At 68.6% G+C, this 12,885-nt stretch carries 12 protein-coding genes; 6 read left to right on the top strand and 6 right to left on the bottom strand.

The features are described 5' to 3' along the window. The first annotated feature begins 13 nt into the window (after positions 1-13). A complete protein-coding gene (locus ACSFA5_RS11885) occupies positions 14-1,015 on the top strand; it encodes an acyl-CoA dehydrogenase family protein (protein ID WP_435444235.1) in 1,002 nt (333 codons plus the stop codon). Between the two features lie 13 nt (positions 1,016-1,028). Beyond that, a complete protein-coding gene (locus ACSFA5_RS11880; protein WP_435444234.1) occupies positions 1,029-1,826 on the top strand; it encodes a crotonase/enoyl-CoA hydratase family protein in 798 nt (265 codons plus the stop codon). Positions 1,827-1,875: 49 nt separating this feature from the next. Here ACSFA5_RS11880 and katG read toward each other — a convergent pair whose 3' ends face one another. Continuing rightward, entirely contained in the window at positions 1,876-4,134 is a 2,259-nt protein-coding gene (gene katG, locus ACSFA5_RS11875) for a catalase/peroxidase HPI (RefSeq protein WP_435444233.1), read from the bottom strand. 151 nt (positions 4,135-4,285) lie between these two features. Between katG and ACSFA5_RS11870 the strand changes: the two genes are divergently transcribed. Beyond that, positions 4,286-5,026 carry a hypothetical protein gene (locus ACSFA5_RS11870; RefSeq protein ID WP_435444232.1) on the top strand — a complete coding sequence of 247 codons (741 nt, stop codon included), beginning with the start codon at positions 4,286-4,288 and terminating at the stop codon, positions 5,024-5,026. A gap of 100 nt (positions 5,027-5,126) precedes the next feature. Beyond that, positions 5,127-5,993 carry a protein NO VEIN domain-containing protein gene (locus tag ACSFA5_RS11865; protein ID WP_435444231.1) on the top strand — a complete coding sequence of 289 codons (867 nt, stop codon included), beginning with the start codon at positions 5,127-5,129 and terminating at the stop codon, positions 5,991-5,993. Between the two features lie 86 nt (positions 5,994-6,079). Here ACSFA5_RS11865 and ACSFA5_RS11860 read toward each other — a convergent pair whose 3' ends face one another. The 3 genes from ACSFA5_RS11860 to ACSFA5_RS11850 all read right to left on the bottom strand — a co-directional run bounded on the left by ACSFA5_RS11860 (position 6,080) and on the right by ACSFA5_RS11850 (position 9,581). Further along, on the bottom strand, positions 6,080-7,396 hold the full coding sequence (locus ACSFA5_RS11860; RefSeq protein ID WP_435444230.1) for a sulfatase family protein: 1,317 nt from the start codon (positions 7,394-7,396) through the stop codon (positions 6,080-6,082). A 22-nt stretch (positions 7,397-7,418) separates the two neighbouring features. Continuing rightward, positions 7,419-8,387: a Bug family tripartite tricarboxylate transporter substrate binding protein gene (locus ACSFA5_RS11855; RefSeq protein ID WP_435444754.1), complete on the bottom strand. Its 969-nt coding sequence runs from the start codon at positions 8,385-8,387 to the stop codon at positions 7,419-7,421. A 183-nt stretch (positions 8,388-8,570) separates the two neighbouring features. Beyond that, positions 8,571-9,581: a Bug family tripartite tricarboxylate transporter substrate binding protein gene (locus ACSFA5_RS11850; protein ID WP_435444229.1), complete on the bottom strand. Its 1,011-nt coding sequence runs from the start codon at positions 9,579-9,581 to the stop codon at positions 8,571-8,573. Between the two features lie 145 nt (positions 9,582-9,726). Between ACSFA5_RS11850 and ACSFA5_RS11845 the strand changes: the two genes are divergently transcribed. Next, positions 9,727-10,719: a LysR substrate-binding domain-containing protein gene (locus ACSFA5_RS11845; RefSeq protein ID WP_435444228.1), complete on the top strand. Its 993-nt coding sequence runs from the start codon at positions 9,727-9,729 to the stop codon at positions 10,717-10,719. A gap of 18 nt (positions 10,720-10,737) precedes the next feature. On the opposite strand, the gene ACSFA5_RS11840 is transcribed toward ACSFA5_RS11845, so the two are convergent. Then, the gene (locus tag ACSFA5_RS11840) at positions 10,738-10,881 is read right to left on the bottom strand and encodes a hypothetical protein (RefSeq protein ID WP_435444227.1); all 144 of its coding nucleotides are present in this window, start codon (positions 10,879-10,881) and stop codon (positions 10,738-10,740) included. Between the two features lie 122 nt (positions 10,882-11,003). Here ACSFA5_RS11840 and ACSFA5_RS11835 point away from each other — a divergent pair, with 122 nt between their 5' ends. Beyond that, positions 11,004-12,251, top strand: coding sequence for a DUF418 domain-containing protein (locus ACSFA5_RS11835; protein WP_435444226.1), 1,248 nt, complete (start codon positions 11,004-11,006; stop codon positions 12,249-12,251). Here the strand turns inward: ACSFA5_RS11835 and ACSFA5_RS11830 are convergent. After that, complete coding sequence (locus tag ACSFA5_RS11830; RefSeq protein WP_435444225.1) at positions 12,224-12,853, bottom strand: LysE/ArgO family amino acid transporter; 630 nt, start codon at positions 12,851-12,853, stop codon at positions 12,224-12,226. The two genes, ACSFA5_RS11835 and ACSFA5_RS11830, sit on opposite strands and share 28 nt — an antisense overlap. Between the last annotated feature and the right edge of the window lie 32 nt (positions 12,854-12,885).

Below are 12,885 nucleotides of genomic sequence, written 5' to 3'. Positions count from 1 at the left end.
AGGACCACAGACGATGGATGACATCTACATCGACGCCCTGCGCGGCGTACTCACCGACCGCTGCACGCTGCAGGCCGTGCGCGGCATCGAAGGCGGGCAATCGGCGCAAGCGCTGTGGGAGGCCATCGAGGAATCGGGCTTCGCCGATGCGCTGCTGCCCGAGGCCGAAGGCGGCGCGGGCCTCTCGCTGGCCGATGCCTTTCCCCTGCTCGAACTCTGCGGCGCCTTCGTGGTGCCCGTGCCGCTGGCCGAGACCATGGTGGCGCGCTTGCAGCTGACGCAGGCGGGCGTGCCACGGCCCGGCGGCAGCATCGCGCTGGCGCAGGGCCGGCTGCAGGGCGACGGCACGCTGGTGTGCGAGCGCGTGAGCTTCGGCCGCGTGGCCGACTGGGTGCTGGTGGGGTTGGAGTTGGAGTTGGGGCTGGGCAAGACCTGCCTGCTGCTGCCGGTGGATGCGGCAGCGTCGGCCGCCGCCGTCGCGCCGCTGGACGCCACGCTGTCGTGGTCTGCGCCCGCGCAGGCCGCCGCGTTGCCGGTGCCGGGTGTGGCCGACGTGCGCGTGCCGCTGGCCTGCGTGCTCGCCGCGCAGCTCGCCGGCGTGCTCATGAGCGTGTTCACGCGCACGCTGCAGTACGCCAACGACCGCAACCAGTTCGGCCGGCCCATCGGCAAGTTCCAGGCCATTCAACACCAGCTGGGCGTGATTTCCGAGCACGCCTTCGCCGCCCGCATGGCCGCGCAGATGGGCTGCAGCGCCGACCCGTTGCGCGTGGCCATCGCCAAGGCGCGCACCAGCGAGGCCGCGCTCGAAGTGGCGGCGCTGAGCCATTCCATCCACGGCGCCATCGGCTTCACCGAGGAGTTCGACCTGCAGCTGTACACGCGCCGCCTGCACGCCTGGCGCCAGGCGGGCGGGTCGGAGTCCTACTGGCACGACGTCGTCGGCACCGCGCTGGTGGACCACAGCCAGGGCCTTGCGCTCGACCTCGTGCGCGCCACCACCGACCTTGCTTGAAAAGAGAACCCCCATGACGACGTTTTTGAAGTCCGAGCGCGACGGCGCCATCCTCACGCTGACCATGAGCCAGCCCGAAACGCGCAACGCGCTCACGGGCAACACAGCGGTCGACGAGATCGTGCAGGCCTGCGCGCAGGTCACGCTGGACCGCAGCATCCGCGTGGTGGTGCTTACCGGTGCCGGCCCCGTGTTCAGCTCGGGCGGCAACGTGAAGGACATGCAGCGCTATGAAAAGCAGGGCCTTTCGCCCGAGGTCATTCGCGAGGAGTACCGCAACGGCATTCAGCGCCTGCCCAGGGCGCTCTACAACCTCGACGTGCCTGTGATCGCGGCGGTGAACGGTGCGGCCATCGGCGCGGGCATGGACCTGACCTGCATGTGCGACATCCGCATCGCGTCGGACAAGGCGACCTTCGCCGAGAGCTTCGTCAAGGTCGGCATTGTGCCGGGCGATGGCGGCGCGTGGCTGCTGCCGCGCGTGGTGGGCATGTCGAAGGCGTCGGAAATGGCGTTCACCGGCGACCTGCTCACGGCGCAGGAAGCACTGGCCTGCGGCCTGGTGTCGCGCGTGGTGCCGAATGAGCAGCTGATGGCAGAAAGCCTGAAGCTCGCCGCGCGCATCGCCGCCAACCCGGGCGGCGTGCTGCGCATGACCAAGCGGCTGCTGCGCGAAGGGGAGCGCAGCACGCTCGAGTCGCTGCTCGAGATGTCGGCGGGCTACCAGGCCATTGCGCACATGACCGGCGACCACCGCGAAGCGGTGCGCGCCTTCGTGGAAAAGCGCAAGCCGGTGTTCGGCAACGATTGAGCGCGCGCCGGGCGCACACGCTTGAAGCGGTGCGGCCGGCGCCGCGGGGTCAGGCGATGTCGAACCGGTCGAGGTTCATCACCTTGGTCCATGCGGCCACGAAGTCGGCAACGAACTTGTCCTGCGAATCGGCGCTGCCGTAGGCCTCGGCGATGGCGCGCAGTTGCGCGTTCGAGCCGAAGACCAGGTCGGCGCGTGTGCCGGTCCACTTGAGTTCGCCCGACTTGCGGTCGCGCCCTTCGTACTGCGCGTTGTCGCCCGAGGCCGGCTTCCATTCCGTGCCCATGTCGAGCAGGTTCACGAAGAAGTCGTTGCTCAGCGCGCCCGGCTTGCCGGTGAACACGCCGTGCTTGCTCTGGCCGACGTTGGCATCCAGCACGCGCAGGCCGCCGACCAGCACCGTCATTTCAGGCGCCGTGAGCGTGAGCAGCTGTGCCCGGTCGACCAGCAGCACTTCGGCTGGCACGCTGAAGCGCGCCTTGGTGTAGTTGCGAAAGCCGTCCGCGGCGGGTTCCAGCGGCGCGAAGGAGGGCACGTCGGTCTGCGCCTGCGAGGCGTCGGCACGGCCCGGCGTGAACGGCACCTTGATCTCGCGGCCCGCGTTGCGCGCGGCCTGCTCCACACCGGCGCCACCGGCCAGCACGATCAGGTCGGCCAGCGAGATCTGCTTGCCACCCGATTGCGCCGCGTTGAACTCGCCGCGAATGCCTTCCAGCACCTGCAGCACCTTGGCCAGCTGAGCGGGCTCATTGACGGCCCAGTCCTTCTGCGGTGCCAGGCGAATGCGCGCGCCGTTGGCGCCGCCGCGCTTGTCGGAGCCGCGGAAGGTCGAGGCCGAGGCCCAGGCGGTTGCCACCAACTGCGCCGGTGTGAGGCCCGAGGCCAGCACCTTCTGGCCCAGCGCCGCGACGTCGTGCGCGTCGACCCGTGCATGGTCGACCGCGGGAATCGGGTCTTGCCAGATCAGCTCTTCGGCCGGCACTTCCGGGCCGAGGTAGCGCACGCGCGGCCCCATGTCGCGGTGCGTCAGCTTGAACCAGGCGCGGGCGAAGGCGTCGGCGAACTGATCGGGGTTTTCGAGGAAGCGGCGCGAAATCTTTTCGTAGGCCGGATCGATGCGCAGCGACAGGTCGGTGGTGAGCATGGTCGGCGCAAGGCGCTTCGACGGGTCGTGCGCATGCGGAATGGTGCCGGCACCGGCGCCGTCCTTGGCCACCCACTGGTGGGCGCCCGCGGGGCTCTTGGTGAGCTCCCATTCGAAGCCGAACAGGTTCTCGAAGAAGTTGTTGCTCCACTTCGTGGGTGTGGTGGTCCACGTCACTTCCAGGCCGCTGGTGATGGTGTCGCCGCCCTTGCCGGTGCCGAAGCTGTTCTTCCAGCCGAAGCCCTGGGCCTCGATGCCGGCCGCCTCGGGTTCGTGCGCCACATTCGACGCCTCGGCCGCGCCATGGGTCTTGCCGAAGCTGTGGCCGCCGGCGATGAGCGCCACGGTTTCCTCGTCGTCCATGGCCATGCGTGCGAAGGTGTCGCGGATGTCGCGCGCCGCGGCCAGCGGGTCGGGGTTGCCGTCCGGGCCTTCGGGGTTCACGTAGATCAGGCCCATCTGCACGGCAGCCAGCGGGTTCTCCAGGTCACGCGTGTGCGGCACCTTGCTGTCGTCGTCCTTCACGAGCACACCGCGGTCCTTGTCGACGCCGGGCGAGCCTTGTGCGTAGCGCACGTCACCGCCGAGCCAGGTCTTCTCGCGGCCCCAGTACACGTCCTGGTCGGGTTCCCACACGTCCGCGCGGCCACCGGCGAAGCCGAAGGTCTTGAAGCCCATGGTCTCGAGCGCGACGTTGCCCGTGAGGATCATCAGGTCGGCCCACGAAATCTTCTTGCCGTACTTCTGCTTGATCGGCCAGAGCAGGCGGCGGGCCTTGTCCAGGCTCACGTTGTCGGGCCAGCTGTTGAGCGGTGCGAAGCGCTGCTGCCCGCGACCGGCGCCGCCGCGGCCGTCGCCGATGCGGTAGGTGCCGGCGCTGTGCCAGGCCATGCGGATGAACAGCGGGCCGTAGTGGCCGAAGTCGGCCGGCCACCAGTCCTGCGAGTCGGTCATCAGCGCGGCCAGGTCTTTTTTGACAGCGGCCAGGTCGAGGCTCTTGAACTCGGTGGCGTAGTCGAAGCCGATGCCCATCGGGTCGGACTTGGACGAGTGCTGGTGCAGCAGGTCCACGCGCAGTTGCTCGGGCCACCAGTCGCGGTTGGTGGTGCCGGCGCCTGCGGCCTGGCTGAAAGGACACTTGGCTTCGGTCTTGTCACTGCTCATGGGGGTTCTCCTGGTGTGTGCTGTGGGGACCGGCAAATTCTCTGACAGATGCCGGCTTCAGGCGAATAGAACCATTTAATTCCAGTGATAGCGGGACCGCCGTCTGGCTGTAAAAGAGAAGACTTGTTTCTGCACTTGCCCGCGAACGCGAATGACCTCATCCGATCGACCTCGACACGCGCCACCACGTCTCACGTCCTACTTCTGGAGTGGCGACTCCATTCGCAGCCGGGACGTGAGCAATGTCGTGCTGTCGGGCACGCTCGACGTGCCCGAGCCGCCCGCGCGCCTGGTGGCGGACTGGGAGCGTGACATCGCTTCGCGCCTGGCCCTGGAACCGGGCGACGTGGAAGAACTGCCCCTGGCCCGCGCACGCATGCGCTGGCCGGACTACGGGCACTGCGTGCAGGCTGCGTCCGACTGGACGCGCACTCTGGGCCTGCCGGACGTGCTGGCCGCCAGCGACGTCGCCCTCATGGCCTGCCGCGGCGCGCGTTATCACCACGACGGCGAGCAATACGGCGGCGCGGCCTTCTGCAATCTCTTCCTGAGCGAGGACAAGGGCCTCGACCTGCATTTTCCCGGCGCGGGCGTTCGCATGCCCCTGACCCGGGGCACGGCCGTGGTGTTCGACACCGGGCAGCCCCATGCCGTGGTCCGGCGCGGCGCCAGCGGCTTCGATGCGGCCGATTTCGCACCCGGCCAGGACTGCACCCTGGTGTTCCTGACCTGGGAGCTTCCGCTCGAAGACACCGCCGCGGGCCGCGCGCTCCGGGTCCCCTTCGACACCGACCCCGCCACCGCGCTGCAACTGGGCGAAGAGCAGGTCTGGCTGAACAGCGCCCGGGCCATCGTGTGCCCTGAATCCGGCATGTGGCGCCCTGCCGACTGACGGATGTCATACTCCCCAGCCCCCCTATAACTCGCCAGAAGCCCGCTGAATGGAAAACGAAGTCGATCCCCAGGTACTCGCTGTCATCAATGAAAAGCGATTGTCCGGACCACGGCTCACCCCCGTCGAAATCGTTGCCAAGATGGGTGTGTTCGACGCCCGCGAAAAGCCGTTCGACCACGCCTGGCTCGCCACGGGCGACAACGTCATCGCCACCATCTGGGCCGAATGGGTGAGCGTGGGCACCGGCGGACGCTGGTTCTGCCTCGAGCCGCTCGACGTGCAGCGCCGTGCCGACGGCGGCGCGCGCAGCGCCCACCAGGTGCAGCGCGCCAAGGACCGCCTGTCGTTGCTCAAGCGCACCTGGGACGCAGGCACGGGCTTTCGCGCCGTGGTGCAGACCAACCGCATCGCCATCGTCGAGCTCGAGAGCAACAAGGACGCCAAGGTGTCCACGCGCGTGCGCGACGAAGACGAATGGCACGTGGCCAGCTGGGAACTCGACGACAAGCTGGCCGTGCTCGTGCGCGGCCCGCGCGGCTGGGTTCCGAGCCACGAAGAAATCAAGACCGCCAAGGCGCGCAGCAACGTGCCGGAGCCCGAAGTGCTGGCCCCGGTGGTGGCCAGCCAGGCCTCGCAGGAAGAAATTTTGTCTGCCGCGCTCGCTTTCGTGACGCGCCATTTCAAGGGCTACGGCTACAAGGCCGAGAACGTGAGCGAGCAGAACCTCGGCTACGACCTCGAAGTGTCGAACTCGAAGGGCGCGACGCTTCTCCGGGTCGCGGTGAAGGGCACGGGCTCGGGCGTGTCGAGCTTCCAGCTTACCGCCGAAGAACGCACCACGCTGGCCCGCGAGCCGCTGTGGCGCCTGATCGTGGTGCTGGACGCCCTCGGCCCGACGGCGCAGCACAAGGTCTTCAAGGCCACCGAGATCAGCTCGGCGCCGGGGTACGACCCGCTGGGTTGAACGGCTCCAGCGTTCGATAGAGCAACAACGCCCCGCATTGCGGGGCGTTGTTGCTTCTGCCGAGTGCCTCCGGAAGGATTGACCCCTCACCGCTGCGGCATATCCTTCACCGAATACCCCAGGCTGACCGTCGCATCGTCCGGAATCGCAGGCATCGTCGCATTCCATGCTGCCCAGTCCGCCCGCATCGCGGCGAGCCGTTCGGGTTCCTTCCTGGCCAGGTTCGCCCGCTCCCGTTCATCCGCGGGAATGTTGAACAGGTATTCGTTCCCGTCCACCTTCAGGTACTTCCAGTCCCCATCGCGCAGGGCTTCCTGCCCCCGGTGGTTCATGCGCCAGTGCAGCGGCCGGCGGAAGCTTTTCGTCGCGTCCTTCAGCACAGGCATCAGCGACACGCCGTCCAGCGGGTAGGCCGGGTCGGCCGACACGCCGGCCGCGTCGAGCATGGTCGCGGACCAGTCCATCGTCATGCACAGCTGCGTGCTCTCGCCGCCCTTGCCGATCACGGCGGGCCAGTGCGCGATCCATGGCACGCGGATGCCGCCTTCGGTCAGGTCCATCTTGCCGCCCACCAGCGGCCAGTTGTCCGAGAAGCGCTCGCCGCCGTTGTCGCTGGTGAACACCACCAGCGTGTTCTGCGCGATGCCGTGCTTTTCCAGCGCGGCCATGAGCCAGCCGATGCCTTCGTCCATGTGATGGATCATGCGGCGGTACACGTGGATGTTGCCGCCGGCCAGGTCGAACAGGTTGTCCTTGATGGTGGGCGCCTTCTCGGCGTCGTCGCGCGTTTCCCACGGCCAGTGCGGCGCGGTGTAGTGCAGGCTCAGGAAGAACGGAGCGTCTTGCTTGGCCATGCGCTCGACGTAGTCGACCGCGCGCTTCGAAAGAATGTCGGTCAGGTAGCCGTCTTCCTTCTTGTCTTCCTCGCCGAACCACAGGTCGTGTCGGCCGGTGGAGTCGCAGTGGGTGAAGTAGTCGACGCCGCCCGACATGGGCCCGAAGAATTCGTCGTAGCCCGAGCGCAGCGGCCCGAAGCTGGGCGGGTAGCCCAGGTGCCATTTGCCGATGAGCGCGGTCTGGTAGCCGCTGGCCTTCAGCAGCGACGGCAGCGTGGGGTGGTCGGTCGGCAGGCCGAGCGTGGTGCTGCCGCGGCTCTTGCTGTTGATGGGCTCCTCGGCCGCGCCGCGCAGGCGGTACTGGTAGCGCGCGGTGATCATGCCGAAGCGCGTGGGCGAGCACACGGGCGAGTTCGCGTAGCCCTGCGTGAGCTTCAGCCCGTTGGCCGCCAGGCCGTCGAGCACGGGCGACACGGGGCCGAACGCGGCGTCGCGCCCGCCGTAGCAGCCCAGGTCGGCATAGCCGAGGTCGTCGGCAACGATGAAGATGATGTTGGGTCGTGTCATGTCTCTGCGGATGTTGGGGGGCTCAAGGCTGGTAGCCGGACTTCTGCACCACGGGCGCCCACTGCGCGCGGTAGGCCTTGAGCATCGCGGCGGTCTGCGCCTGCGTGCTGACCACCGGCGTCATGCCGGAGTCCTTGAACTTGCGTTGCGTGTCCGGGTCCTGCATGACTTCGCGGATGGCCGTGGCCAGCTGCTCGACCTTGGCCTTGGGCATGCTGGTCGGCGCGAAGAAGGTGTTCCAGCCGGTGGCGGACAGGTCGAGGCCGGCTTCCTTGAAGGTGGGAATGTCCGGCGCGAACGGCGAGCGCTTGGCACCCGACAGTGCCAGGATGCGCAGCTTGCCCGCCGCATGCTGCGGCAGCACCACGTCTTCGGTGTCCACCGCCATGGGCACCTGGCCGCCGATCAGGTCGTTCAGCAGCGGAGCGGAGCCGCGGTAGCCGATCACCTGCGTCTGCACCTTGGCTTTTTCGCCGACCATCAGGCCGAAGAAGTGCGGCAGGCTGCCGGTGGCGGGCACGCCCACGTTGGCCTGCGCGGGGTTGGCGCGCATCCAGGCGAGCAGGTGGCTCAGTTCGCGCACGGGCAAGGTGGGCGACACGGCCAGCGCGAAGTCGTAGTCGTTGACGTGCGACACGGGCACGAAGTCGCGCTCGGCGTCGTAGTTGTTGTCCTTGAAGACCAGCGGCGCGACCACCATCACGGCGGGGTTGGCGAGCATCAGCACGTTCTGGTTGGCGGGCGTGATCTTCACCTGCTGCGCTGCCAGGCGCCCGCCCGCTCCGGGCTTGTTGTCGACCACCACCGGCACGCCCAGCTTGGCCGAGAGCTTGTCGCCCACGATGCGCGCCACGCGGTCGGTGGCGCCGCCGGGGGCGTAGCCGACCACGAGGTGCAGGGGGGTCTCGAGCTTGGCCTGCGCGGCGGCGCCGGTGGCGAAAGCCGCCGTGGCGGCGGCGATGGCCAGCAGGCCGACCAGACGGCGCGTCATGCGCGGGGTGGACAGGGAGGACGGGATGGAGGTCGGGTTCGTCAGCATGATGGGCAGGTCCTGGTCTTCGTCGTTCGGGCGGTGGCCGGTGAGTGTGGCCGCGAGGTCCGCGGTTGCGGACCATTCTGAAGACGCGGCATCTGATTGTTCAAATCAACCATTGCCCGGGTTAACCCGAAGGTGTCAATCGACCTTCATGCCTGTTGCTTTCACGATGCGCCCGTAGCGCGCCTGGCTCGCGGCGAGGTGCTCGCTGGCGGCATTGCCGGTCTCGCCGAGCGCCACCATGTCGAGCGAGGCGAGGCGCGACTTGACCTCGGGCAGGGCCATGGCCTTTTGCAGCGCCTGGCGCAGCGTCTGCATCACCGGTTCGGGCGTGGCCGCGGGCACCATGGCGACGTAGAGCACCTCGAACTCCAGGTCCTTCAGGCCCAGCTCGCCCACGGTGGGCACCTGCGGCAGCAGCGGCGAGCGCTGCTTGCCGGTGACGGCCAGCGCGCGCAGCTTGCCCGACTGCACCTGCGGCAGCAGGCCCGGCGTGGCGAGGATGCCGGCCTGCACCTCGTTGCCCATCAGCGCCAGCACCGCGGGCGCGTTGCCCTTGTAGGGCACGTGCGTGATCTTCGCGCCCGTTTCTGTGGCGAAGATTTCCGCGGCAATGTGGCCCGGGCTGCCGTTGCCGGCCGAGCTGAAGGTGGCGGGCTCGGCCCTGGCCTGCGCGATGAACTCGGGCAGCGTCTTGGCCTTCACGCCGGAGGCCACGCCGAAACTCAGGCCCGAGGAGCTGAAGATCATCAGCGGCTTCAGGTCCTTCGCGGCGAAGGGCATGGCCGCGTACAGGTGCGGGTTGATGGTGAAGGTGCTGTCGATGCCCAGCAGCACCGTGTAGCCGTCGGCCGGGCTCTTGGCGACCAGGTCGGCGCCGATGTTGCCGCCCGCGCCGGGTCGGTTGTCGACGATGAAGGGCTGCTTCAGGTCCTTTTGCAGCGCATCGGCCAGCGCGCGGGCCAGGATGTCGATGGGGCCGCCCGCCGGGAAGTTGGTGAGGAGCCTCACCGCCTTGGTGGGGTAGGGCACATCGGTCGCGCCGGCCGCGCCGGCGGGGTTGCCAAGGGACAGCGCTGCGCAGGCTGCCAGGGTGGCGATGGCAAGGCGGCGTGTGCCGCCGAAGGCGTTCAGGAGGCGGGGGGTCATGTGTCTCTCTTTGTGTTTCGGTATCTCGGGATCCGGGTATCGAAGGCAACTCTAGAAGGGCGGCGCGCGCTTCACAACTGAAAGCTCATCCGCCAGGTATTCCCTGTCGTTATATTTGAACGATGCCGCGCCAGAAGGAAACACCATGTCAGCCATGAACTTTGCACGCTTGAAGATGCGCCACCTGCAGTGCCTGGTGATGGTGGCGCAGGAGCGCAACCTGGTGCGCGCGGCCAGGGTGCTGTCGCTCACGCAGCCGGCGGTGTCCAAGACCGTGGCGGAACTGGAGGAAATCGTCGGGCGCCAGTTGCTGCTGCGGCGTCGCCGGGGCGTGGAGCTCACGCCGGCCGCCGAGGTGCTGGTGCGGCATGCCGTCTCGGCATTGCGCGGCCTGCGCGAAGGCCTGGGCCTGGCCATGGACCAGCCCGAGGCCGACCAGCTGCGCGTGGCCGTCGGCGCGCTGCCCAACATGGCGGGCGAGCTGCTGCCGCAAGCCGTGGCGCAACTGCACGCATCGCACCCGGCGGTGCGCGTGCGCGTGGCGAGCGGCACCAATGCGCAATTGATGACGCAGCTGCGCCAGGGCGAAATCGACCTGGTGCTGGGCCGGCTCGCGCAGGCTTCGGCCATGGCCGACCTGGCGTTCGAGCACCTCTACAGCGAGCCGCTGCTGCTGGTGGTGCGGCCCGGGCATCCGCTGGCGTCGCGGCGCAAGCCGACACTCGATGCGCTGGCGGCCTGCCCGCTGGTGCTGCCGGTGTCGGGCACGCTGATCCGGCACACGGCGGACGCCTTCCTCATCGCGCAAGGCATGGCATTGCCGAACCAGTTGGTGGAGGCGACCGACACCAGCTTTGCGGTCGGCCTGCTGCAGCGTTCGGAGGCGGTGTGGTTCGCACCGCAGGGCGCGGTGGAAGGGCTGCTCGCGCGCGGAGAACTCAAGCGCGTGGCAATAGCCACCGCCGGCACCGAAGGACCGGTGGGGCTCACCGTGCGGCGAACGCTCGAGTCCGGCGAAGGCGGCGAAGGCGGCAAAGGCGGTGAAGGCAGCGAAGGCGGCGGAGTGGGCGGAATGGGCGAGGGCGCGCGGCTGCTGATCGAGGAGATCCGCGCCATCGTGCGCAAGCGCAAGGCCTGATGTCGCGTCGCGGGTCGCTCAGGAGCTGATCTTCGGGTTCGGGTATTGGCAGCCCACTTCGACGCGACCCTTGAGCTTGCTCGCCACGATCCATGCGCCCTTGCCGGCCTCGCGCGCCAGGCCACGGCCGTCGACGCCGCGCAAGCCCAACTGACGCGCCACCGCATCGAGGTCGGTGCTGTCGGCGATTTCAAAAAAGGGGCGAAGTATCGGTCAGGTAACCTGCGGTGCCGGCGCGGCAGCATTCGACACCGCGCAGCTTTTCGCGCGTGCGCCGACAGACCATGAACGAAACCCCCAGCCTCCCCGATTCCCCCGCCGAACAACCCCAGCGCCAGTCGCTCGTCGATGCATTGCGCGGCTTCGCGCTGCTGGGCATCCTGGTGGTGAACATCGCCAGCTTCTCGTCGACCTACTACGGTGCGGGCGTGCCCGACCCGCTGGGCCTGTCGCTGGTGGAGCGTGGCGCGTCGTTCGTGCGCACCTTCGTGTTCGAGACCAAGTTCTACCTGCTGTTCTCGTTCCTGTTCGGCTACAGCTTCAGCTTGCAGATGCAGGCGGCGCAGCGCATCGGCGTGTCGTTCGCGCCGCGCATGGCGCGCCGGCTGCTGGGGCTGTGGGTGCTCGGCGTGGTGCATGCCGTGGTGCTTTATCACGGCGACATCCTCACCACGTACGCGGTGATCGGCGTGGTGCTGCTGATGCTGCGGCGGCGCGGCGATGTCTTGCTGGCGTGCCTCGCCATCGGGCTGGTGCTCGTCACGTCGTTGCTGTGGGCCGGCATCGGCTACCTGCTGGCGTTCGCCAACCTGTCGACGGACATGGGCGGTGCGTACGCAGAAGCGGGCAGGGCGCTGGCGGCCTACCGCGGCACGCCTGCCACGGTGATGGTTCAGCACGTGCGCGAGCTGACGCAGATCTGGTGGATCACCGTGCTGGTTCAGGCACCGACGGCGCTGGCCATGTTCTTCGCCGGGTTCATCGCGGGCCGGCGCGGGCTGTTCGTGAATGCCGAGGCGCACCGCGGCCTGTTCCGGCGCCTGCTGGTCTGGGGGCTGGTGATCGGCCTGCCGGGTGCTGCCGTCTATGCCTGGCCCTCGGCGCGCGTGGACCACTCGATCCGCGAGATCTACGGCCTTGCCGCGACGCTGCTGACCGCGCCGTTCCTGTCCGCCGCCTACGCGTGCGCGCTGGTGCTGTGGATGCTGGGCCCTCGCGGCCATGGGGTCGAGGGCCTGCTCGCGCCCGCCGGGCGCATGGCCCTGTCGAACTACCTGCTGCAGTCGCTGGTGTGCGCATGGCTCTTCCTGGCCTATGGCCTGCGGTGGATCGGCACCTTCGGGCCGCTCGCCACCACCGCCATTGCCTTCGCGATCTTCGCGTGCCAGCTGGTGCTGAGCCGCTGGTGGATGCGCCGCTTTGTCTACGGGCCGGTGGAGTGGGTCTTGCGCGCGTTCACGAATCTCGAGCTGCCGCCGATGCGGAAAAGGCCGGCGTCACCCGCTCAGCGCGCGAGCAGCGTCCAGAGCTGATACGCCGCAAAGGCCAGCAAGACGGCGCCCGACAGCCGGTTGATGAACCGCATGGCGCCTGCGCCGAGCTTGTGCCGCACCGACGCCACCGCTGTCGAAAGGCCGAGCCACCACAGTGCGGAGCCCAGGAACACGCCCAGCACCATCGTCGCCGCCGCACCGGCGCTGCCCACATGGCCGGTCGCGATGGACGCGAACACCGCAATGAACGAAAGGATCGTCATCGGGTTGGCCAGCGTCAGCACAAAGATCGACATCACCGCGTTCATCGCCTTCGACGGTGCGACCGCGTCCGGCGCCGCGCTGGCCGTGGTCGCGGCCGGCGCGCGAAGCAGCTGCACGCCCATCCATGCGAGAAACGCCGCGCCGCCCAGCGCCAGCGGCACGCGCGCCGCGACCATGCTCGAGACGACGGCCGACACGCCGAGCGCACCGATGGCTCCGTACACCGCATCGGCCAGCGCGGCGCCCAGCCCGCTGAGAAAGCCGATGCCGCGGCCGTGCGCCAGCGTGCGCTGGATGCACAGCAGCCCGATGGGCCCCACGGGCGCAGCGATGGAAAGCCCGATGACCAGGGCCTTGAGGAAGAGAGAGAAGTCCATGCCGAAATTGTCCCGCGCAGCCTAGCTGGAGA

It is taken from the genome of Variovorax monticola (genome assembly GCF_051216855.1).
Classification (GTDB): Bacteria; Pseudomonadota; Gammaproteobacteria; order Burkholderiales; family Burkholderiaceae_C; genus Variovorax.
The sequence above is the reverse complement of the archived record's forward strand: the minus strand, read 5'-3'. Positions and strand labels throughout refer to the sequence as shown.